We start from the raw sequence: 21,996 nt of genomic DNA, 5'->3' as shown, positions 1-21,996 counted from the left end.
AATGGAACGAACCCTTAAGCGAGGTCAAGTGGGACGTGGACGCAGTGGCATCCGAAAAAACGCACCTTCAGCGATGCCACGGCCCAGCTACGCGGCCATGCCAGTTTCGATGCCACCGCGCAAAACCGCCCGCTTGCCATCCCCACCCAAACCCCTGTAGAATTACGCGTTCTGCGGGCGTCGTATAATGGCCATTACCTCAGCTTCCCAAGCTGATGACGTGGGTTCGATTCCCATCGCCCGCTCCACCTTCGGCTGCTCGGCAGCCTGCGCAAGAGCCGCCTCGTCGAAGGCGGCTTTTTTGTACCATCTGCCTGTCCATCCGGCAGCACCGCTGCGCGTAGCGGGCGTAACGGGCCCGCGCCCGAACCAAGCCTTTCTCTGTCACCGATGATGCACGACGATCCGAACGAAGCCGGCCTGCCGCCGGACGACGCCGCCCTTCCCGACGAAGCCGCCGACGGCGCCGACGAAGTCAATCCGCTGCACCGACGCCGCATCCGCAGCTTCGTGACGCGCGCCGGCCGCGTGTCGACCGGCCAGCGCCGCGCGCTCGACGATCTGGGCCCGCGCTTCGTCGTGCCGTACGCCGCTGAAATCCCCGACTGGGACGCAGTGTTCGGCCGCCGCGCGCCGCGCATCCTGGAAATCGGCTTCGGGATGGGCGCGTCGACCGCGGAAATCGCCGCGCATCGCCCGGGCGACGACTTCCTCGGCGTCGAGGTGCACGAGCCGGGCGTCGGCGCGCTGCTGAAGCTGATCGGCGAGCAGGACCTGCCGAACATCCGCATCATCCAGCACGACGCGGTCGAAGTGCTCGAGCACATGCTCGCGCCGGAAAGCCTCGACGGCGTGCACATCTTCTTCCCGGATCCGTGGCACAAGGCGCGTCACCACAAGCGCCGGCTGATCCAGCCGCCGCTCGTCGCGCACCTCGCATCGCGCCTGAAACCGGGTGCGTACCTGCATTGCGCGACCGACTGGCAGAACTACGCGGAACAGATGCTCGAAGTGCTGGGCGCCGAACCGACGCTCGAAAACACGGCCGCCGACTACGCGCCGCGCCCCGACTACCGCCCCGTCACGAAGTTCGAACGACGCGGGCTGCGGCTCGGCCACGGCGTGTGGGACCTGGTGTTCCGCAAGCGCGCCGGCTGACCACGACACGCAGCGGCACGACGCACGCTGCGCGCCGCGCAATGACAAACGGCCCGACCGGCATCTGCTGCCGATCGGGCCGTTTGTCATTGGAAGCGCCCTCGCCCCCGCACCGGCATCACGCCCAGTTCAGCCACCCGCTGTAGCCCACCAGCAGCACGAACAGGCCGAACGCGATCCGGTACCACGCGAACACGGTGAAGTCGTGCGTCGCGACGAAGCGCAGCAGCCAGCGCACGCACACGAACGCGCTGACGAACGCGGCAAGCAGCCCGAGCGCGAACAGGCCGAGCGAGTCGACCGTGAATGCCTGCCAGTCCTTGACGGTTTCATAGAGCGTCGCGCCGAAGATGATCGGAATCGCGAGGAAGAACGAGAATTCGGTCGCGACGCGCCGGTCGAGGCCGAACAGCATCCCGCCGATGATCGTCGAGCCGGAGCGCGACATGCCCGGCACCAGCGCGAAGCATTGCGCGAGGCCGACCTTCAGCGCATCGAGCGGCGTGAGCGCATCGACCGACTGCACGCGCGGCGGCTCGCTGCGTTCGCGCTGCCGCGCCTCGGCCCACAGGATGATCGCGCCGCCGACGACGAGCGCGAATGCGACCGGCACCGGCGAGAACAGCACGGCCTTGATCTTCTTCTCGAACAGCAGGCCGAGCGCGATCGCGGGAATGGTCGCGATCACGACGTTCAGCGTGAAGCGCTGCGCGTCGGGCCGGCTCGGCAGCCCGGACACGATGGACACGATCCGCTGCCGGTATTCCCAGCAGACCGCGAGAATCGCGCCGAACTGGATCACGACGTCGAAGGTCTTCGCGTGCGCATCGTTGAAATTCAGGAAGCTGCCCGCGACGATCAGGTGGCCGGTGCTCGACACCGGGAGGAATTCCGTCAGCCCCTCGACGACGCCGAGGATCAATGCCTTGCAGATCAGGATCCAGTCCATCCGTGGCCCAACTCCGAAGTAGTCGAAAGAAAGGGCCGCGTCACCGCCGCGGCCCGCCCGGCCGCGCGCGGTGCGCCGTCACTTTTCGACGATCGCCACGCGTATGCCGTTTGTAAGAATCGTAATTGTACCGGGTTCGTAGTTCACGCCGGCAAATTGCAGTTGCTCGGGCTTGAACGTATAGATCGGATAGTTGGTCAGCACCTGCGTCGCGAGCAGGCCGGCGGCCGCGCCGACCTGTTGCGCGTACATCTGCGCGTTGCCGTCGAGCACGAGGCTGTCGACGGCCGGCGCCTTCAGCACGACCGAGCGGCTCGGTGCGTCGTAGGCCAGCTGGCCCGACACGGTGAACTTGCCGCTCACCGGTTCGCTCAGGAACGGACTCGCGAAATGCGCATCGAGCTGCACCGCGACGCGGTTCTGGTCGGGCAGCAGGTTGACGGCCGGATTCGCCAGCGACACGTCGACGACCTGCGCGACCGTCTTCTGGTACGGAAACTTGCGCGCGACGGCTTTCTGCACGTCGCCGCGCGAGAACGTGTAGTGATCGGGAATGAACGGAAACGTCGACGCACAGGCGGCGAGCGATACCGACACGCCGATGGCGCCGGCGCAAGCGGCGAGGAAGCGGCGCCGGCCTGGCGTGCAAGATGCGGTCATGCTGGACAATCTCCTGTATCGGGCGAAGCGGCAGTCTGGCTATCGGCTCCGCCCCATGTGGCGCTGGGGACCGAAGTTAGTGCTTCGACGCGCGTCGCCGGTTCCATGCGCGCGCCCGCAAACGACAGCGCGGGCAGCGCGTCAGCGGGCAGCGCGTCAGCGGGCCGCGCCGGGCGACGGCTGCGTCGCGATCTCGAGGCGCGTCAGCCACGCGAGCGCGTCGTCGCGCGACGCACCGCACATCTCGGCGGACGGCTGCAGCCCGGAACAGCACGCGGGCCGCTCGGGCCGGCCGAAGATCCGGCAGCGCAGGTCGTCGCCGAGCTGCACGCAGCGCACGCCGGCCGGCTTGCCGTCGGGCATCCCCGGAATCGGCGAGGAAATCGACGGCGCGATGCAGCATGCGCCGCACCCCTCGCGGCACGCATGCGGCGGCGGGACCTCGGCGGGCGCCGGACGGACAGGCATTTCGACGGACACTCGGCTCTCTCACGAACAACAAAAAACGGTGCGGCAACCGGACGCAGCGTGCGGCAGCCCACCGCGCATTGTGCCACCGCCGGCTGCGACGTTATTACACAATGCAGCCGAAACGCGCGTTCATATACTCCAAAGCATCCAAAAAGCGCGAGACCATCATGAGTTCCGGTTCTGCCGACACACTGTTCCGTCCCGATTTGCTCGCGAAGTACGGCGCGAACGGGCCGCGCTATACGTCCTACCCCACCGCGCTGCAGTTCCGCGACGAATTCGACCCGGCCGACTACGTGCGCGCCGCGGGAGATCCCGGCGCGTCGGCGAGCGACCTGTCGCTGTACTTTCACATCCCGTTCTGCAACACGGCCTGCTTCTATTGCGGCTGCAACAAGATCGCGACCAACAACCGCCGCCGCGCGCGCCCGTATCTCGAGCAACTGAAGCGCGAACTGGCGCTGCAGGCCGCGCTGTTCGATCCCGCGCGCCCGGTCACGCAGCTTCACTGGGGCGGCGGCACGCCGACCTTCCTGTCCGACGACGAAACGGCCGAGCTGATGGCGGCCACCCGCGAACATTTCGCGCTCGCGCCGGACGCCGACGCCGAGTTCTCGATCGAGATCGACCCGCGCACGGTCACGCCCGCGACGCTCGTCCACCTGCGCAACATCGGCTTCAACCGGCTGAGCCTCGGCGTGCAGGATTTCGATCCGGTCGTGCAGCAGGCGATCAACCGGGTCCAGCCGCTCGCGATGACGGCCGACCTGCTGTCGGCCGCGCGCACGACGGGCTTCCAATCGGTCAGCGTCGACCTGATCTACGGGCTGCCGCACCAGACGGTCGCCGTGTTCGCGCGCACGCTCGAGACGATCATCGAGCTCGCGCCGGACCGCCTGTCGGTATTCGGCTACGCGCACATGCCGCACCTGTTCAAGATGCAGCGGCAGATCGACGACGCGACGCTGCCGCCGCCCGCAACGCGCATCGCACTGCTCGGCCTCGCGATCGACATGCTGACGCAGGCCGGTTACGTGTACATCGGGATGGACCACTTCGCGCGGCCTTCCGACGAACTCGTGCGCGCGCAACGCAACGGCACGCTGCAACGCAATTTCCAGGGCTACAGCACGCGCGCGGATACCGACCTGGTCGGCTTCGGCGTGTCGTCGATCGGCAAGGTCGGCGACGTCTACGCACAGAACGCGAAGGACCTGCCGGCCTATGGCGCCGCGCTCGACGCGGGCCGGCTGCCGATCGCGCGCGGCGTGCGGCTCACGCCGGACGACCGGCTGCGCCGCGACGTGATCACGCAGCTGATGTGCAACCTCGAACTGCCGTTCTCGCATATCGAGGCGGCGCACGGGATCCGCTTCGCCGATCACTTCGCGCGCGAGCTCGACGCGCTGCGCGGGTTCGAGCAGGACGGCCTGCTGACCGTCGCCGGCGACCGCCTGACGATCCATCCGGCCGGCCGGATGGTCGTACGCAACATCGCGATGGCGTTCGACGCGTACCTCGGCCAGACGCCGCGGCAACGCTACTCGCGCACCGTCTGACGGCGCACGGCCGCATGCGGGCGGCCGGTTTGATAAAGTAAGGGGCTCCACGCCCCTGCAAGAACCCGCACGATGCGCACCACCAAAGCAACCCACGCGGTCGAACGCCTGAAGACCCGTTCCGGCAACCCGCAGTTCGCCGCCGTCGCGATGGCGGGCGGCCTGTTCTACCTGGTCGACCGCTCCGGCGGCACCGCCGAGAAACGCAGCGAGCCGCTGCCGCTCGACGAATTCGTCAGGTTCGTCGACGAATTCGGCCCCAAAAAGCCGCGCAAGGCGAGCAAGCTCGACCTCGCGTTCGAGGCGCAGATCAAGAAGAGCAAGGCGTAAAGGTCTGTTGCAGGCCGTCTGAAGGCTTCGCAGCCGCCCCGTTTGGTACAATCACGAAGTTTCTCTATCCCCGCTGATGGCCGACCTGGCTGCGTGACCACACCATGAATATCGAAAACGCGCGTTTCAACATGATCGAACAACAGATCCGGCCGTGGGACGTGCTGGATCTGGACGTCCTGGGCCTGCTGTCGATCGTCAAGCGTGAACACTACGTGTCGCCCGAACACCGCGATCTCGCGTTCGCCGACCTCGAGCTGCCGCTGCCCGGCGGCCGCAGCAAGATGCTGTTCCCGCGCGTCGAAGCGCGCGTGCTGCAGGAACTGGCGGTCAAGAAGCACGAGAACGTGCTCGTGATCGGCGCGGGTTCGGGCTACCTGGCCGCGCTGTTCGCGCATCGCGCGCAGCACGTGACGGCCGTCGAGATCGATCCGGCCATCGCGAAGTTCGCGGCAGACAACCTGCGCAACGACGGCGTGACGAACGCGGAAGTCGCGCTCGGCGACGGCTCGCTCGGCTGGCCCGACAAGGCGCCGTACGACGTGATCTGCGTCGCGGGCGGCCTGCCGGTCGTGCCGCAGCAGATGCTCGAACAGCTGAAGATCGGCGGCCGACTGTCGGCGTTCGTCGGCGGCCGTCCGGTGATGAAGGCGCAGGTCATCACGCGCATCGACGAGAAGCAGTACCGCGTCGCCGACGTATTCGAAACCTACGTCGACCACCTCGTCAACGCGATCGAACCGTCGCGTTTCAAGTTCTGAGCGGCGGCCCCATGCAGATCCTGACGCCCGCGATGCTCGCGGAATGGCTTCGCGATCCGGCGCGCCCCGCGCCGGTCGTGCTCGACGTGCGCGAGCCGTGGGAAATCTCGACCGCGCAGATCGCCGGCAGCGTGTCGATCCCGATGCAGCAGATCCCCGCGCGCAGCGAGGAGCTCGACGACGAAGCGGAAATCGTCTGCGTGTGCCATCACGGGATGCGCAGCGCGCAGGTCGCGATGTTCCTCGAATCGCGCGGCTTCACGAAGCTGTACAACCTGCAGGGCGGCATCGACGCGTGGTCGCGTGACGTCGATCCGTCCGTACCGCGTTACTGACCTTCCCGGCGGCGCATCGCGCGCCGCCGCGGCGACCGGCGAGTAATAGCCGATCGCTCCAGTCCCGCCGAACGGGCGCGCATCGCGCGCCCGTTTGCGTTTCTGCTGCACCGTTCCATCCTCTTTCGTTTGTTTCCGCACGCCGGCCATCCGCGTCCGCTCGATGACGCGAGGCGGCGAGAACCCGGGCAACGCACCCGTCGAGCGGAGCGCCTCGCCCTTCCCCTGGCACTTCATGACCAAGCCGTGTGCACGCGACGCCGACACGACACGGCCGGATGCGTGCGCATCGATCACGCGCCGCACCCCCTTCGAAGTGTGACGCACGCGCTCGAACACGGGCCCCCGCCGTGCACCATTTGCGCCCGCGCGAGCGCACCGCAACGGATCGCGCATGCTGCACGACGCGTCATGCGCACCGCGCCGGCGCCCCGCGCCGCCCCTCGCAGGCACGCCTGGCGTGCATCGGCGCGACTGGCACATGCCTTGCGTTACTCCGATGCCGGCGCCGCCACGGCGCACGCACATCCAACATGACAAGGGGATCCCGATGAAACGTCGCAGTCTGTTGAAGTTCGGTTCGATGGCCGGTGCACTCGCGCTGGCAGGCAAGAGTCCGTTCGCTCACGCGGCCGATGCGGGCACGGGCCCGATCAAGGTCGGCATCCTGCATTCGCTGTCGGGCACGATGGCGATCTCGGAAACGTCGCTGAAGGACACGGCGCTGATGACGATCGCCGAGATCAACAAGAACGGCGGCGTGATGGGCCGCAAGCTCGAGCCGGTGGTCGTCGATCCCGCATCGAACTGGCCGCTGTTCGCGGAGAAGGCGCGCCAGCTGCTCACGCAGGACAAGGTCGCGTGCGTGTTCGGCTGCTGGACGTCGGTGTCGCGCAAATCGGTGCTGCCGGTGTTCGAGGAGCTGAACGGCCTGCTCTACTACCCGGTGCAATACGAAGGCGAGGAAATGTCGCGCAACGTGTTCTACACGGGCGCCGCGCCGAACCAGCAGGCGATCCCCGCCGTCGAGTACCTGATGAGCGCGGAAGGTGGCGGCGCGAAGCGCTTCTTCCTGCTCGGCACCGACTACGTGTATCCGCGCACGACCAACAAGATCCTGCGCGCGTTCCTGAAATCGAAGGGCGTGAAGGACGCCGACATTCAGGAGGTCTACACGCCGTTCGGCCACAGCGATTACCAGACGATCGTCGCGAACATCAAGAACTTCGCCCAGGGCGGCAAGACGACCGTGGTCTCGACGATCAACGGCGATTCGAACGTGCCGTTCTACAAGGAGCTCGGCAACCAGGGAATCAAGGCGACCGACGTTCCGGTGGTCGCGTTCTCGGTCGGCGAGGAAGAGCTGCGCGGGATCGACACGAAGCCGCTCGTCGGCCATCTCGCCGCGTGGAACTACTTCATGTCGGTGAAGAACCCGACCAACACGAAGTTCAAGGACCAGTTCGCCGCGTGGGTGAAGGCGAACAACCTGCCGGGCGGTGCGAAGCGCGTGACGAACGATCCGATGGAGGCAACCTACGTGGGCATCCACATGTGGAAGCAGGCCGTCGAAAAGGCGAAGAGCACCGACGTCGACAAGGTGCGCGTCGCGATGATCGGCCAGACCGTTGCCGGCCCCTCGGGCTTCACGCTCTCGATGGACGGCAACCATCACCTGCACAAGCCGGTGATGATCGGCGAGATCCGCGGCGACGGGCAGTTCAACGTCGTGTGGAAGACGAAGACCGCGGTGCGCGCGCAGCCGTGGAGCCCGTTCATCGCGGGCAACCAGGGCAAGCCGGACATCGTCAGCTCGATCCCGGCGTTCCTGCGCCGGCAGCGCGCGGCGCTGGTCTGATGCGATGCGGGGCGCTGCGCACCGGCGTGGCGCTCCGCTTGCAGGTCGGTGCGCGAATGCCGGTACTCACCGTCACGAATCGCACGCGCCCGTGCACGCGCACCGCCGCATGAACCCGCTTTCCCACGCCCGACAGGATCTCCCGATGCCTACACGCTTTCGCCGCGCCGCCGTCGCGATCGTCGCCTGTGCCGCACTGGCGGGCGCGCTGCCGCGCGCCGCGTTCGCCCTGACGGCCGCCGATACCGCCGCGCTCGCCGGCGACGACTTCGACGCGAAGACGACCGCGGTCGACCATCTTGCCGCCGATGCCGACCCGCGCGCCGTCGCGTTGCTCAATGCGCTGTCGAGCGGCGACGCGCTCGCGACCGGCGACGGCCGCCTGCTGATCCAGACCGGCGACACCGCGCACGACGCGCTCACGCAAGCCGCGACGCCGGCCGGCGACGCGCAGCCCGTGATGCTGAACAACCTGCTGCGCACGAAGATCGCCGGCGCGCTGTCGGGCCTCGCGCTCGCCTCGACCGACGTCGCCGCGCGCCGCGACGCGATCGATGCGCTGCTGAAGTCACCCGACCCGGCGCTCAAGCCGATGATCGATCGCGCGCGCGCGAAGGAAACCGATCCCGCGCTGAAGCGCCGCCTCGACGCACTGTGGGCCATCGCCGCGCTGCACGACGCCGATCCGGCGAAGCGTCTCGAAGCCGTGCAGGTGGTGGCCGCGCGCCGCGACCTCGACATGATCGAGCAGTTGCGCCCGCTCGTCGCGAAGAATGCCGACGGCAGCTACACGGAACCCGACGCGCGCGTGCGCGACGCCGCGCAGCAAGGCCTCGACGCATTGCACGCACTGCAGCGCCGCGGCGAAATCGTCGGCACCGTGTTCGCGGGCCTGTCGCTCGGCAGCGTGCTGCTGCTCGCGGCGCTCGGCCTCGCGATCACGTACGGGCTGATCGGCGTGATCAACATGGCGCACGGTGAATTCCTGATGATCGGTGCGTACGCAACCTATGTCGTGCAGACGCTGATCCAGCGCTACGCGCCGGCCGCGTTCGACTGGTATCCGCTCCTCGCGGTGCCCGTCTCGTTCGCGGCGGCCGCGCTGGTCGGCGTCGTGCTGGAGCGGCTCGTGCTGCGGCACCTGTACGGCCGCCCGCTCGAGACGCTGCTCGCGACCTTCGGCGTGAGCCTGATCCTGATCCAGGCGACGCGCATGCTGTTCGGCGCGCAGAACGTGCAGGTCGTGAACCCGTCGTGGATGAGCGGCGGCGTCACCGTGATGCAGAACCTGATCCTGCCGTACAACCGGCTCGCGATCCTCGCGTTCGCGCTCGCGGTCGTGTGCGTCGCGTGGGGCGTGCTGACGAAGACGCGGCTCGGCCTGTTCGTGCGCGCGGTCACGCAGAACCGGCGGATGGCCGCGTGCGTCGGCGTGAAGACCGCGCGCGTCGATGCGTATGCGTTCGCGTTCGGCGCGGGCATCGCGGGCCTCGGCGGCTGTGCGCTGTCGCAGATCGGCAACGTGGGCCCCGACCTCGGGCAGAACTACATCATCGATTCGTTCATGGCGGTCGTGCTCGGCGGCGTCGGCCAGATCGCCGGCACCGTGCTCGGCGGTTTCGGGCTCGGCCTCGTCAGCAAGGCGATCGAGCCGTTCTGGGGCGCCGTGCTCGCGAAGATCGCGGTGCTCGTGATGATCGTGCTGTTCATCCAGAAACGTCCGCAGGGCATGTTCGCCCCGAAGGGACGCAGCGCGGAGGCCTGACATGACTTCAATCATCGATTCGTTGTCGAAGCCGATCGCCGACGCGCCGAAGCCCGCTGCCGCCGCGCGCGCGGAGGAAAAATTCGCGCTCGGCCTGCCGCCCCGCCCCGCGCTGCTGTCGCGCCGCGCATGGCTCGCGCTCGTCGCGCTGTGCCTCGCGATCGGCATCGGCGTGCCGCTCGCCGCGCTGGTCGCGCCCGAGTCGAGCGCGTTCCATCTGTCCGCGTATGCGATGACGCTCGCCGGCAAGCTGATGTGCTACGCGATCGCCGCGCTCGCGCTCGATCTCGTGTGGGGCTACTGCGGCATTCTCAGCCTCGGCCACGGGCTGTTCTTCGCGCTCGGCGGTTATGCGATCGGCATGTACCTGATGCGCGAGATCGGCCGCGACGGCAAGTACGGCAGCGACCTGCCCGACTTCATGGTGTTTCTCGACTGGCATCAGCTGCCGTGGTACTGGAGCGGCACGCAGCATCTCGCGTGGGCGCTCGCGCTGGTCGTGCTCGTGCCGGCCGTGCTCGCGTGGGTGTTCGGCTTCTTCACGTTCCGCTCGCGCGTGAAGGGCGTGTACCTGTCGATCATCACGCAGGCGCTGACGTTCGCCGCGATGCTGCTGTTCTTTCGCAACGAGACGGGCTTCGGCGGCAACAACGGCTTCACCGACTTCAAGCGCATCGCCGGGTTTCCGATCACGTCGCCCGGCACGCGCACGGTGCTGCTGCTGCTGACCTTCGCGACGCTCGTGCTCGCGTTCATCGTCGCGCGCGCAATTGTCACCAGCAAGCTCGGGCGGGTGGTCACCGCGGTGCGCGACGGCGAGACGCGGCTGATGTTCCTCGGCTACAGCCCGCTCGCGTACAAGCTGTTCGTGTGGACGCTGTCGGCCGTGCTGTGCGGGATCGCGGGCGCGTTGTACGTGCCGCAGGTCGGCATCATCAACCCCGGCGAGATGTCGCCCGGCAACTCGATCGAAATGGCGATCTGGGTCGCGGTGGGCGGGCGCGGCACGCTGATCGGGCCGATCGTCGGCGCGTTCGCGGTGAACGGCGCGAAGAGCCTCTTTACCGCGTACTTCGCCGAATACTGGCTGTTCTTTCTCGGCCTGATCTTCGTGATGGTGCCGCTCCTGCTGCCGCGCGGCATCATGGGCCTCGTCGACACGCTGCTCGCAAAGGGGAAACGCGGATGAACGGCACCGCCCTCTACCAGTTCACGCCACCGCCCGAGGACGAGCTGCTGGCCGTCAGCGGCAGCGCATCGATGGGCCGCGTGGCGCCGCCCGGCATCGACACGTCGCACGGCACGATCCTCTACCTCGAGGACATCGAGGTGAGCTTCGACGGCTTTCGCGCGCTGAACAAGCTGTCGCTCGCGATCGACGCGGGCGAGCTGCGCTGCGTGATCGGCCCGAACGGCGCGGGCAAGACGACGATGATGGACGTGATCACCGGCAAGACGCGGCCCGATGCGGGCAAGGTGTTTCTCGGCCAGACCATCGACCTCGCGCGGATGAACGAACCCGGGATCGCGCGCGCGGGGATCGGCCGCAAGTTCCAGAAGCCGACCGTGTTCGAACAGCATCCGGTGTGGGAAAACCTCGAGCTTGCGATGCAGACCGACAAGGGCTGGCTCGCGTCGCTGCGCGCGCGGCTCGACCGCGCGGCGCAGGCGAAGATCGAGGAGACGCTCGCGCTGATCGGCCTCGAAAGCGACGCGTATCGCGCGGCCGGCGAGTTGTCGCACGGGCAGAAGCAGCGGCTCGAGATCGGCATGCTGCTGATGCAGCGCCCCGCCCTCTTGCTGCTCGACGAGCCGGCGGCCGGGATGACCGACCACGAGACGATGGAACTCGCGAAGCTGCTGAATACGCTGCGCGGCACCTGCTCGATGATGGTCGTCGAGCACGACATGGAGTTCGTCGCGGCGCTCGCGGGCGACACGGGCCGCGTGACGGTGATGGCCGAAGGCGCGGTGCTCGCGCAAGGCACGCTCGACCAGGTCAAGCGCGACGACGCGGTGATCGAGTCTTATCTCGGACGGTAACGCAATGCTGAAGATCGATGCACTGAACCAGTACTACGGCGGCAGCCACATCCTGCGCAACGTGACGCTGGCCGCCGACGACGGCAAGCTCACCGTGCTGCTCGGCCGCAACGGCGTCGGCAAGAGCACGCTGCTGCGCTGCCTGATGGGCGTCGTCGCCGCGAAGAGCGGCAGCGTGTCGTGGCGCGGCACGGCGCTCGGCGCGCTGCCGCCGTATGCGCGCGTCGCGGCCGGGCTCGCGTACGTGCCGCAGGGCCGCGACATCTTTCCGCGACTCACCGTCGAGGAGAACCTGCTCGTCGGCGCGGCAAGCCGCAAGGCGCCATCGAAAGTGCCCGACCGCATCTACGACCTGTTCCCGGTGCTGAAAGACATGCGCGCGCGGCGCGGCGGCGACCTGTCGGGCGGCCAGCAGCAGCAGCTCGCGATCGGCCGCGCGCTGATGAGCGAGCCACAGTTGCTGATCCTCGACGAGCCGACCGAGGGCATCCAGCCGTCGATCATCCAGGACATCGGCCGCACGCTGCGCCAGCTCGTCGACGAAGCGAAGATGACCGTGCTGCTCGTCGAACAGTATTACGACTTCGCGCGCTCGATCGCGGACCATTACTGGGTGATGAGCCGCGGCGAGGTCATAGCCGGCGGCGATGCGCGGGACATGGAAACGAACGGCGTGCGCGAGCTGATCGCGGTGTAGCGCGGCACGCAGCGCGTGATTGCGCCGACGCGTCGCACCGGCAGTCGACGCATGTCACGCGATCGCCGGCACCGTCGCCGCGCCTCCTCGCCACGTTCGGCACCCCGAACACCCAAGCGTATAGTGTTGCGGTAGCATCCTCGATCACCGCGTCCGTTCCCTGCTTCCCGCCGATGTCCGCCCTCGATTCCCACGCCCCGCTGTCCCGCCCCGCCGTCGCCAAGTCGTGGCGCGGCCGACTCGAACTCGGCTTCGAACGGCACGGCGCGCGCACGACGCTCGTCCATCGGCTGCACGACGGCCCGCTGCGCGTACAGCGGCCGCTGTATCCGGAAGGCGATGCGATCTGCCACGCGGTCATCGTCCACCCGCCGGGCGGCGTCGCGGGCGGCGACCGGCTCGACATCGACATCGCGCTCGGCGACGGCACGCATGCGGTGCTGACGACGCCCGGTGCGACCAAGTGGTACAAGTCGAACGGCCTCGACGCGACGCAACGCATCGGCATCACGGTCGGCGCGCACGCGAAGCTCGACTGGCTGCCGCAGAACAACCTGTTCTTCGACGCGGCCCACGCCGCGCTGGACTTCACGGTGACGCTCGGCGCGGGCGCGAGCGCGATCGGCTGGGACGCGACGCAGCTCGGCCGGCAGGCGGCCGGCGAAACGTGGTCGGCGGGCCGCATCGTGTCGGGTTCGGCACTCGTCGATGCCGGCGGCCGGCCGCTGTGGACCGAGCGCGCTCTGCTCGACGCGCACGATCCGCTGCGCGGCGCGCTGCAGGGCCTCGCCGGCTTTCCCGTGTACGGCACGCTGTGGGCGGCCGGCGCCGCGTGCGACGCCGCGCTCGCCGAAACGCTTGCCGCGCGGATGCCGTTCGACGACACGCTGCGCGCGGGCGCGACCTGCGTGACACCGGGCGTCGTGCTGGTGCGCGCGGTGTCGACGTCGATGGAAGCGCTGCAGCGTCACTTCACCGACTGCTGGCTCGACCTGCGCCCGCTCGTGCACGGCGTCGACGCGCGACCGCTGCGCCTCTGGCAGACCTGAGCGCGCGGCCCGGCACGCACCGTTTCGGCGCAGCAGCGCCGCCCGCACTGCCCACGATCCATGCATCGCGCACCACGATCGCGCATCGCCGCGTGCTGCACCGGCATGGCACGCACCTTGCTGCTTACCTATCGGATACACGACGCAGAAAGAACGGCGCGGTGCTACGATGAACCGCGCCCCTGCCGGCATCCCGCGCACCGATAAAAATTACGTTTTCCTGAACGACTGCCTTCATGAAACTGACTCCCCGAGAAAAGGACAAGCTGCTGATCTTCACGGCGGCGCTGCTGGCCGAGCGCCGCCGCGCGCGCGGGCTGAAGCTCAACTATCCGGAAGCGGTCGCGTTCATCACCGCCGCGCTGATGGAAGCCGCGCGCGACGGCAAGACCGTCGCCGAGGTGATGCACTACGGCACGACGCTGCTCACGCGCGACGATGTGATGGACGGCGTGCCGGAGATGATCCCCGACATCCAGGTCGAGGCGACCTTCCCGGACGGTACCAAGCTCGTGACCGTCCACCACCCGATTCCGTGACCGAGGTAGCACGCATGATCCCCGGCGAAATCCTCACCGACGACGGCGAGCACGAACTGAACGCAGGCCGCCCGACCCGCTCGCTCGTCGTCGCGAACACCGGCGACCGCCCGGTGCAGGTCGGCTCGCACTACCACTTCTTCGAAGTCAACGACGCGCTGTCGTTCGATCGCGCGGCCGCGCGCGGCTTCCGGCTCAACATCGCGGCCGGCACGGCCGTGCGCTTCGAGCCGGGCCAGACGCGCACCGTCGAGCTCGTCGAGCTGGCCGGCGAACGCGCCGTCTATGGTTTTCAGGGCAAGGTGATGGGGCCGCTGTAAGCCGCGCCCCGCTCTTCAGGAACAGCACATGACACTACGCTTGAGCCGCCGCGCGTACGCGGAAATGTTCGGGCCGACGACGGGCGACCGCGTGCGGCTCGCCGATACCGAACTGCTGATCGAGATCGAACGCGACTTCACGACCTACGGCGAGGAGGTGAAATTCGGCGGCGGGAAGGTGATCCGCGACGGGATGGGCCAGTCGCAGCGCGTGGCCGCCGATGTGCCCGACACGATCATCACGAACGCGGTGATCCTCGATCACTGGGGCATCGTGAAGGCCGACATCGCGATCAAGCACGGCCGCATCGCCGCGATCGGCAAGGCCGGCAATCCCGACATCCAGCCCGGCGTGACGATCGCGATCGGCGCGGCGACCGAAGTGATCGCCGGCGAAGGGCTGATCGTGACGGCCGGCGGCATCGACACGCACATCCACTTCATCAGCCCGCAGCAGATCGACGAAGCGCTCGCATCGGGCGTCACGACGATGCTCGGCGGCGGCACTGGGCCGGCCACCGGCACCAACGCGACGACCTGCACGCCTGGCCCGTGGCACATGGAGCGCATGCTGCAGGCGGCCGACGGCTGGCCGATCAACCTCGGCTTCCTCGGCAAGGGCAACGCGAGCCTGCCGCAGCCGCTCGTCGAGCAGATCGCGGCCGGCGCGATCGGCCTGAAGCTGCATGAAGACTGGGGCACGACGCCCGCCGCGATCGACAACTGCCTGTCGGTCGCCGACGATACCGACACGCAGGTCGCGATCCACACCGACACGCTGAACGAAGGCGGCTTCGTCGAATCGACCGTCGCCGCGTTCAAGGGCCGCACGATCCACACGTACCACACCGAAGGCGCGGGCGGCGGCCATGCGCCCGACATCCTGAAGGTGTGCGGCGAGGCGAACGTGCTGCCGTCGTCGACCAACCCGACGCGCCCGTACACGATCAACACGCTCGACGAGCATCTCGACATGCTGATGGTGTGCCACCACCTCGATCCGTCGATCGCCGAGGATCTCGCGTTCGCCGAATCGCGGATCCGCCGCGAGACGATCGCGGCCGAAGATATCCTTCACGATCTCGGCGCGCTGTCGATGCTGTCGTCCGACTCGCAGGCGATGGGCCGCGTCGGCGAAGTGATCATCCGCACCTGGCAGACCGCGCACAAGATGAAGGTGCAGCGCGGCGCGCTGCCCGAGGACGGCGCGCGCAACGACAACTTCCGCGCGAAACGCTACGTCGCGAAGTACACGATCAACCCGGCGATCACGCACGGCATCGCGCACGAAGTCGGTTCGATCGAACCCGGCAAGTGGGCCGACCTCGTGCTGTGGGAGCCCGCGTTCTTCGGGATCAAGCCGTCGATGATCCTGAAGGGCGGGATGATCGCGATGGCGCAGATGGGCGACCCGAACGCGTCGATCCCGACGCCGCAGCCGGTCCACTACCGCGAGATGTTCGCCACGCGCGGCGGCGCGCTCGCGCGCACGTCGCTGACCTTCGTGTCGCAGATGGCCGCCGATGCGGGCATCGCCGAACGCTACGGGCTCGCGAAGCGCGTCGTGCCCGTGCGCAACTGCCGCAACGTGACGAAGGCCGACATGATCCACAACGCGTGGCGCCCGTCGATCAGCGTCGATCCCGAAACCTACGACGTGATCGCCGACGGCCAGTTGCTCACCTGCGAGCCGGCGACGGTGCTGCCGATGGCGCAGCGCTATTTCCTGTTCTGATTTCCGGTTTTCCGTTCCATGCGCACCCTCGACAAACGCATTGCCCCGAACGTGAAGCTCGCCGCGTCGCTCGTCGCGCGCGCGCCGACGCTCACGCTCGCCTATGACGCCCGCTGCAAGAGCCGCCTCGCGGCCACGCTCGACACCGGCGAGGACGTCGCGGTCCTGCTGCCGCGCGGCACCGTGCTGCGCGACGGCGACGTGCTCGTCGCCGACGACGGCGCGCTCGTGCGCGTCGCCGCTGCCTCCGAGACCGTGCTGCTGGTGCGCGCGGCCGACCCGCTCACGCTGACGCGCGCCGCGTATCACCTCGGCAACCGTCACACGCCGGTCGAGATCGGCGACGGTTACCTGAAGCTCGAGGCCGATCCGGTGCTCGCTGACATGCTGCGCCGGCTCGGCACGCAGGTCGAAGCAACGAGCGCACCGTTCCAGCCGGAAGCCGGCGCGTACGGCGGCGGCCACAAGCACGGGCACGATGCGACGTTCGCCGAGGACTACGCGCTCGCGCAGCAGGTCTTCGGCGAACACCACGGCCACTCGCACTCGCACGATCACGATCACGATCACGATCACGATCACGATCACGATCACGATCACGATCATCAGCATGGTCCCGGCTGCTCGCACGGCCACCACGGTCATGACCACCACTGAGCTCGTCGCGCTGCTGCATCTCGCGTCGCCCGCATTGCCGATCGGCGCGTTCAGCTATTCGCAGGGACTCGAAGCCGCGCTCGACGCGAACCTGATCCGCGACGCCGACACCGCGCGCGACTGGATCGCGAGCGGGCTGACCGACGTGCTCGCGCACGGCGAGCTGCCGTTCCTCGCGCACCAGCTCGCGCGTTGGCACGCGCACGACGCCGACGCGCTGGCGCGCGAGAACGCATGGTTCGTCGCGAGCCGCGAATCGGCCGAACTGCGCCGCGAGACCGAACAGATGGGCTGGTCGCTCGCGCAACTGTGCGCGTCGCTCGAATGGGGCAATGCCGCACGCCGCGCGACGCTCGCATCGCTCACGCCGATCGCGCTACCGACCGCATTCGCATACGCGGCCGCCGCGCACGACGCCGCGCCCGACGCCACGCTCGCCGCGTACGCATTCGGCTGGGTCGAGAACCAGACGTCGGCCGCGCTGAAAGCGGTGCCGCTCGGCCAGCTCGCCGGCCAGCGCATCATCGTCGCGCTGCGCGGCGCGATCGACGCGGCCGTGCGCCGCGCGCTCGCGACGCCGCCCGATGCCATCAACACGTTCGCGCCGCAGCTCGGCATCCTGTCCGCGCGGCACGAAACCCAGTATTCGCGGTTGTTCCGCTCCTGAACCCGATCCACGCCATGAACGCACCCGCACCCTCCTCCGCCCGCCGCACCAAGAAACTGCCGCCGCTGCGCGTCGGCATCGGCGGCCCGGTCGGCTCCGGCAAGACCACGCTGCTCGAAATGCTGTGCAAGGCGATGCGCGAGCGCTACGACCTCGTCGCGATCACGAACGACATCTATACGAAGGAAGACCAGCGCCTGCTGACGGTCGCGGGCGCGCTGCCCGAGGAACGCATCATGGGCGTCGAGACGGGCGGCTGCCCGCACACGGCGATCCGCGAGGATGCGTCGATCAACCTCGAGGCCGTCGACCGCATGCTGTCGCGCTTCCCCGACGCCGACATCGTGTTCATCGAATCGGGCGGCGACAATCTCGCGGCGACCTTCAGCCCCGAACTGTCGGACCTGACGATCTACGTGATCGACGTGGCCGGCGGCGAGAAGATTCCGCGCAAGGGCGGGCCCGGCATCACGAAGTCCGACCTGCTCGTGATCAACAAGACGGATCTCGCGCCGCTCGTCGGCGCGAACCTCGACGTGATGGCGTCCGACACGAAGAAGATGCGCGGCGAGCGGCCTTACGTGATGACGAACCTGAAGGCGCTCGAGGGCGTCGCCGAGGTCGTCGCGTTCATCGAAAGGAAGGGATTGCTGACGGTGTGAGCGACGCGGCGGCGACATGCCGCCGCCACGTCGGCCCGGGGACGGCCTTGCGCCGCCCGCTCAGTCGTCCGATGCGTCGGATGCGTCGGCTGCGCCGTGCATCGCACGCCCGCCGCGCTCGACGGGCGGCAGCAGCGCCGCGAGCACGTCGACCGAGCGCGCAGTCGCGCCGCGATGGCGCGACGCGAACGCAGCGCCGGCCGCGCCCATCGCGACGCGCCGCGCGTTGTCGGCGAACAGCGCATCGAGCACGTGCGCGAGATCGAGCGGATCCGCGACCTGCATCGCCGCGCCGGCCGCGACCGCATCGGCGGTTGCCTGCGTGAAGTTGAACACGTGCGGGCCGATCAGCACCGGCACGCCGACCGCACACGCCTCGATCAGGTTCTGCCCGCCGAGCGGCAGCAGGCTGCCGCCGATGAACGCGACGTCGGCGGCCGCGTAGTACGCGCCGAGTTCCCCCATCGAATCGCCGAGCAGCACCGTTACGTCGCGCGGCAACGGTTCGGCCACCGCGGGTCGGCCGGCCGCGAGCGCCGCGGCGTTTGCGCCCCACACCGAACGCCGCACGCACTTGAACCCATTGCGCGCGACCAACGCTTCGACTTCGGCGAAGCGCTGCGGATGACGCGGCACGAGAATCAGCAGCGCACCGGCCGTCTTCATCGCGGCGAACGCCTGCAGCACCAGCGCCTCCTCGTTCTCGCGCGTGCTGGCCGCGACCCACACCGGCCGCGTGCCGATCGCGTCGCGCCATGCGTGGCCGCGCGCCGCCAGCTCCGGCGGCGTCGTCATGTCGAACTTCAGGTTGCCGAGCACCGCCACGTTGCGTGCACCGAGCGACGTCAGCCGCTCCGCGTCGGCCGGGCTCTGCGCGAGCACGCGCGAGAATCCGCCGAACACGTCGCGCGTCGCCGCGCCGAACTTCGCCGCGCGCCGATGCGAGCGCGCGGACATCCGCGCATTGGTCAGCACGAGCGGCACGTCCGCGCGGCGGCACTCGTCGATCAGCGTCGGCCACACCTCGGTTTCCATTACGAGGCCGAGCGTCGGCCGCCATGCGCGCAGGAAGCGCCGCACCGCGCCCGGCATGTCGTACGGCAGGTAGCAGCGCAGCACGCGCTCGCCGAAGATCTGCTCGCCGGTCGCGCGGCCGCTCGGCGTCATGTGCGTGAGCAGGATGCGCGCGTCGGGCCGCGCGCGCATCAGCGCGTCGATCAGCGGCTGCGCGGCGCGCGTCTCGCCGACCGACACCGCATGCACCCAGATCAGCGGCGCGCGATCGTCCGGCGAACGGCCGGCGACGTGGCCGAAGCGCTCGCCGATGTGCTCGCGATAGCCGCGCTCCTTGCGCGAGCGCACGAGGAGCCGGATCACCGCGATCGGCGCGACGAGCCACCACAGCGCGCGATAAATCGCCCTCAGCATGCAGCCGCCCTCGTATTGCGTCGGTGAAAAGGCGCGCTCAAACCAGCGCCCTGCCCTGCAGGCGCTCGAGAATCCCGAGCGGCGCGCATTGGCGACGCACCATCGCGTCGACCGGCAGGAAGAAGGTCTGCTCGAGCATGAACTGACCGGACATCACAGCGTGCGAAGTCTGATCGGAGAAACATATCCACACGCTGCCCGGCGGAAACGGCATCGTCTGCTGTGGACAAGTCTTCTGGTAGTCGAGATCGGCCTTCATCCCGTCGTGCAGGTTCAGCATCAGGTGGTCGTACGCGCTGCGCGGCGACTTCGTCACGTGCAGCAGGTTCAACAGCCACGCCGAACCCGGCAACTGCGGCCGGATCTTCGGCAGGAAGCGCTTCGCGACGTCCTCGAACGGCTCGCCGACGCGCCACACGCGCGGCTGGCCGGCCGGATTCACGTTCGTAAACACGCGCAGGATCCGCTCGCCGTAGTTCGGCCGCGACGGGAACGCGTCGACGTGCAGCCGGCTGTCGTCCTTGCGCCACGACGTCTGGCGCGTCTCGACCTGCATCAGCCGCAGGCTCGTCGGCGCGACGCGCAGCTTGCCGCGGTATTCGGGAAACAGGCCGTCGACGAGCGTGCCGGCCTGCTGCTGGAAGCGCGCGACCAGCGCGCGCACGGCCGACTGCGTGACGCTGTCGCCGAGCACGCCGGCGAGCGCGCCGCCGTTCGGCGCGAGGCTGATGTTCTTGCGTTTCGGATCGGCGAGCGCCGGATCGAGCAACGCTTCCTCGCCGCCTTCGATCGCGAAGCGCAAGTGCGGGAAATACAGCACCTTGCCTTCCTCGACCGCCGCGAGCAGCTGCTCGCGCGGCGTCGACAGGTTGTGTCCGCTCCAGTCGGCGGACGGGACTTCGATGATCTGGGATTCGCTCATGATCGGTTCGCGTGCGTGACAGGCAAGGCAGGCTGGGCAGGCATGACGGGCATCACAGCAGGCCGAAGCCCGCGAGTGCCGCCTTCACCTGCGCGATCGACGGCGGCTGCCCCGCCGTGCCGAGATTGACGACGTTCGGCGACCAGTATCCGCCGGTGCGCCAGGCCGTCGCGAAATTGTACAGTTCGACCGTCGGACGCTTCAGCGCGGCCGCGATGTGAACCAGACCTGTATCAACCCCGACCGTCGCGGCCGCGCCGTCGATCAGGCCGACGACAGCCGGCAGCGACAGCTTCGGCGGCACGATCGCCGCCGCGCCGAACGACTGAGCGAGCCGCTCACTGGTCGCACGCTCCGCGTCGTTACCCCACGGCAGCACGAGCGACGCGCCGCGCCGCACGAGCGCCTGGCCGAGCTCGATCCAGGCGGCATCCGGCCACTGCTTGTCGGCGCGCGACGTCGCATGCACGAACACCACGTACGGCACCGGCAGGTTCAGGCCGAGCGTCGCGACCGCGCGCGCCGCCGCGCGCGTATCGAGGCCGAAGTCGACCGGATCGGCCGGCGTCGGCGCCGGGTCGCCCAGCGCGGCCGCGACCAGCTGGCGCGAACGCTCGACCACGTGCGTGCGCGGCGCGATCGGCACGCGCTGGCGATAGAAGAAGCGCACCGGCCATTCGTAGCCGGCGCCGTCGGTGCGATTGCCGAGGCCGGCGAGCGGGCCGCGCGCCCAGCTCGCGACCCAGGCCGTCTTGATGAGCCCCTGGCAGTCGATCACGAGGTCGTACTGCTCGGCCGCGAGGCGCTTGCGGAACGCGCGGATCTCGCGCCACGTCGCGCCCGAGAACGGCTTCTTGCGCCAGCGGCGCAACGAGAACGGCAGCACGTCGCGCACGCCGTCGACGAGCCGCACGAGGTCGACGAAGCTCTCCTCGACGAGCCAGTCGATCTGCGCGTCGGGATGGCGACGCCGGATATCGGCGATCACCGGCATGTTGTGCACGACGTCGCCCAGCGACGACACGCGCACGATCAGGATCTTTTGCACGCTGAAAAAACGCCGGCGGACAGCCGGCGACAGGCATAAAGACGCGATTTTATCGCGCCCGGGGAGGCACACAGGCAAAAAGCGGCCGCACGCCGTCAGCGTGCGCCGCTTTTCGGGAATGGCGCGACGATCTTTCGACCGTCGCTGCACCGGCGGCGGCCCGCAGGCCGCCGGGGTTCAGAACGGCAGCTCGACGTCCGGCTTCGCGGCCGTCAGCACGCGGCGGAAATCCGCCTGAATGCGTTCGAGCCCTTCCTTGGTCTCCGCTTCGAACCGCAGCACGACCACCGGCGTCGTGTTCGACGAACGCGCGAGGCCGAAGCCGTCCGGGTACTCGACGCGCAGCCCGTCGATCGTCACGACTTCGTCGGCGCCGTCGAACT

General features: G+C 68.7%; 23 protein-coding genes, 1 tRNA gene and 1 pseudogene. 18 read left to right on the top strand and 7 right to left on the bottom strand.

Going from position 1 to position 21,996, the window contains the following annotated elements:
- The first annotated feature begins 173 nt into the window (after positions 1–173).
- Positions 174–248: transfer RNA gene (locus U4Y91_RS29445), tRNA-Gly, on the top strand.
- A gap of 142 nt (positions 249–390) precedes the next feature.
- Positions 391–1,158 (top strand): tRNA (guanosine(46)-N7)-methyltransferase TrmB, encoded by a 768-nt coding sequence (gene trmB / locus U4Y91_RS29440; RefSeq protein WP_059605632.1) that lies wholly within the window; start codon positions 391–393, stop codon positions 1,156–1,158.
- Positions 1,159–1,276: 118 nt separating this feature from the next.
- Here the strand turns inward: trmB and U4Y91_RS29435 are convergent, their stop codons facing one another.
- The 3 genes from U4Y91_RS29435 to U4Y91_RS29425 form a co-directional block, all read right to left on the bottom strand.
- Positions 1,277–2,107: an undecaprenyl-diphosphate phosphatase gene (locus tag U4Y91_RS29435; protein WP_321808013.1), complete on the bottom strand. Its 831-nt coding sequence runs from the start codon at positions 2,105–2,107 to the stop codon at positions 1,277–1,279.
- 78 nt (positions 2,108–2,185) lie between these two features.
- Positions 2,186–2,767, bottom strand: coding sequence for a DUF1439 domain-containing protein (locus U4Y91_RS29430; RefSeq protein ID WP_044846254.1), 582 nt, complete (start codon positions 2,765–2,767; stop codon positions 2,186–2,188).
- Between the two features lie 156 nt (positions 2,768–2,923).
- Positions 2,924–3,235: a YkgJ family cysteine cluster protein gene (locus U4Y91_RS29425; protein ID WP_044846310.1), complete on the bottom strand. Its 312-nt coding sequence runs from the start codon at positions 3,233–3,235 to the stop codon at positions 2,924–2,926.
- A 170-nt stretch (positions 3,236–3,405) separates the two neighbouring features.
- Between U4Y91_RS29425 and hemN the strand changes: the two genes are divergently transcribed.
- From hemN to ureG, 16 genes are all read left to right on the top strand, one after another.
- Positions 3,406–4,797, top strand: a complete 1,392-nt coding sequence (gene hemN, locus U4Y91_RS29420; RefSeq protein WP_321808012.1) for an oxygen-independent coproporphyrinogen III oxidase — start codon at positions 3,406–3,408, stop codon at positions 4,795–4,797.
- Positions 4,798–4,869: 72 nt separating this feature from the next.
- The gene (locus U4Y91_RS29415) at positions 4,870–5,127 is read left to right on the top strand and encodes a hypothetical protein (protein WP_044846256.1); all 258 of its coding nucleotides are present in this window, start codon (positions 4,870–4,872) and stop codon (positions 5,125–5,127) included.
- 104 nt (positions 5,128–5,231) lie between these two features.
- Complete coding sequence (locus U4Y91_RS29410; RefSeq protein WP_124487749.1) at positions 5,232–5,888, top strand: protein-L-isoaspartate O-methyltransferase family protein; 657 nt, start codon at positions 5,232–5,234, stop codon at positions 5,886–5,888.
- An 11-nt stretch (positions 5,889–5,899) separates the two neighbouring features.
- Positions 5,900–6,223, top strand: a complete 324-nt coding sequence (locus tag U4Y91_RS29405) for a rhodanese-like domain-containing protein (RefSeq protein ID WP_006758748.1) — start codon at positions 5,900–5,902, stop codon at positions 6,221–6,223.
- A gap of 550 nt (positions 6,224–6,773) precedes the next feature.
- Positions 6,774–8,081, top strand: coding sequence for an urea ABC transporter substrate-binding protein (gene urtA, locus U4Y91_RS29400; RefSeq protein WP_257768163.1), 1,308 nt, complete (start codon positions 6,774–6,776; stop codon positions 8,079–8,081).
- Positions 8,082–8,226: 145 nt separating this feature from the next.
- Complete coding sequence (gene urtB, locus U4Y91_RS29395; RefSeq protein WP_321808011.1) at positions 8,227–9,846, top strand: urea ABC transporter permease subunit UrtB; 1,620 nt, start codon at positions 8,227–8,229, stop codon at positions 9,844–9,846.
- A 1-nt stretch (position 9,847) separates the two neighbouring features.
- Positions 9,848–11,035 (top strand): urea ABC transporter permease subunit UrtC, encoded by a 1,188-nt coding sequence (gene urtC / locus U4Y91_RS29390; protein ID WP_321808010.1) that lies wholly within the window; start codon positions 9,848–9,850, stop codon positions 11,033–11,035.
- Positions 11,032–11,889, top strand: a complete 858-nt coding sequence (gene urtD, locus U4Y91_RS29385) for an urea ABC transporter ATP-binding protein UrtD (protein ID WP_124521602.1) — start codon at positions 11,032–11,034, stop codon at positions 11,887–11,889. The genes urtC and urtD overlap by 4 nt, the downstream gene beginning before the upstream one ends.
- 4 nt (positions 11,890–11,893) lie before the next feature.
- The gene (gene urtE / locus U4Y91_RS29380) at positions 11,894–12,586 is read left to right on the top strand and encodes an urea ABC transporter ATP-binding subunit UrtE (RefSeq protein ID WP_321808009.1); all 693 of its coding nucleotides are present in this window, start codon (positions 11,894–11,896) and stop codon (positions 12,584–12,586) included.
- Between the two features lie 173 nt (positions 12,587–12,759).
- The gene (locus U4Y91_RS29375) at positions 12,760–13,635 is read left to right on the top strand and encodes an urease accessory protein UreD (protein ID WP_321808008.1); all 876 of its coding nucleotides are present in this window, start codon (positions 12,760–12,762) and stop codon (positions 13,633–13,635) included.
- A gap of 236 nt (positions 13,636–13,871) precedes the next feature.
- Positions 13,872–14,174, top strand: a complete 303-nt coding sequence (gene ureA, locus U4Y91_RS29370; protein ID WP_006406310.1) for an urease subunit gamma — start codon at positions 13,872–13,874, stop codon at positions 14,172–14,174.
- Between the two features lie 14 nt (positions 14,175–14,188).
- On the top strand, positions 14,189–14,494 hold the full coding sequence (locus U4Y91_RS29365; protein WP_321808007.1) for an urease subunit beta: 306 nt from the start codon (positions 14,189–14,191) through the stop codon (positions 14,492–14,494).
- 28 nt (positions 14,495–14,522) lie between these two features.
- Positions 14,523–16,229, top strand: a complete 1,707-nt coding sequence (ureC, locus tag U4Y91_RS29360; protein WP_044846265.1) for an urease subunit alpha — start codon at positions 14,523–14,525, stop codon at positions 16,227–16,229.
- An 18-nt stretch (positions 16,230–16,247) separates the two neighbouring features.
- The gene (ureE, locus tag U4Y91_RS29355) at positions 16,248–16,886 is read left to right on the top strand and encodes an urease accessory protein UreE (RefSeq protein WP_321808006.1); all 639 of its coding nucleotides are present in this window, start codon (positions 16,248–16,250) and stop codon (positions 16,884–16,886) included.
- Positions 16,873–17,553: an urease accessory protein UreF gene (locus U4Y91_RS29350; protein ID WP_321808005.1), complete on the top strand. Its 681-nt coding sequence runs from the start codon at positions 16,873–16,875 to the stop codon at positions 17,551–17,553. Before ureE ends, U4Y91_RS29350 begins: the two co-directional genes overlap by 14 nt.
- Positions 17,554–17,567: 14 nt before the next feature.
- A complete protein-coding gene (gene ureG / locus U4Y91_RS29345; RefSeq protein WP_321808004.1) occupies positions 17,568–18,215 on the top strand; it encodes an urease accessory protein UreG in 648 nt (215 codons plus the stop codon).
- A 60-nt stretch (positions 18,216–18,275) separates the two neighbouring features.
- Here the strand turns inward: ureG and waaA are convergent, their stop codons facing one another.
- From waaA to U4Y91_RS29325, 4 genes and pseudogenes are all read right to left on the bottom strand, one after another.
- Positions 18,276–19,643, bottom strand: coding sequence for a lipid IV(A) 3-deoxy-D-manno-octulosonic acid transferase (gene waaA / locus U4Y91_RS29340; protein WP_321808003.1), 1,368 nt, complete (start codon positions 19,641–19,643; stop codon positions 18,276–18,278).
- Between the two features lie 37 nt (positions 19,644–19,680).
- Positions 19,681–20,565 (bottom strand): Kdo hydroxylase family protein, encoded by an 885-nt coding sequence (locus tag U4Y91_RS29335; RefSeq protein WP_321808002.1) that lies wholly within the window; start codon positions 20,563–20,565, stop codon positions 19,681–19,683.
- A gap of 52 nt (positions 20,566–20,617) precedes the next feature.
- Entirely contained in the window at positions 20,618–21,613 is a 996-nt protein-coding gene (gene waaC / locus U4Y91_RS29330) for a lipopolysaccharide heptosyltransferase I (protein ID WP_415750512.1), read from the bottom strand.
- A gap of 177 nt (positions 21,614–21,790) precedes the next feature.
- Positions 21,791–21,996, bottom strand: a pseudogene (locus U4Y91_RS29325) (phosphomannomutase/phosphoglucomutase); the annotation flags it as partial.

Origin of the sequence: Burkholderia sp. BCC1993, assembly GCF_905339865.1 — a bacterium.
In the GTDB taxonomy this organism is placed as follows: domain Bacteria; phylum Pseudomonadota; class Gammaproteobacteria; order Burkholderiales; family Burkholderiaceae; genus Burkholderia.
This window is presented reverse-complemented; position numbering and strand designations above follow the sequence as displayed.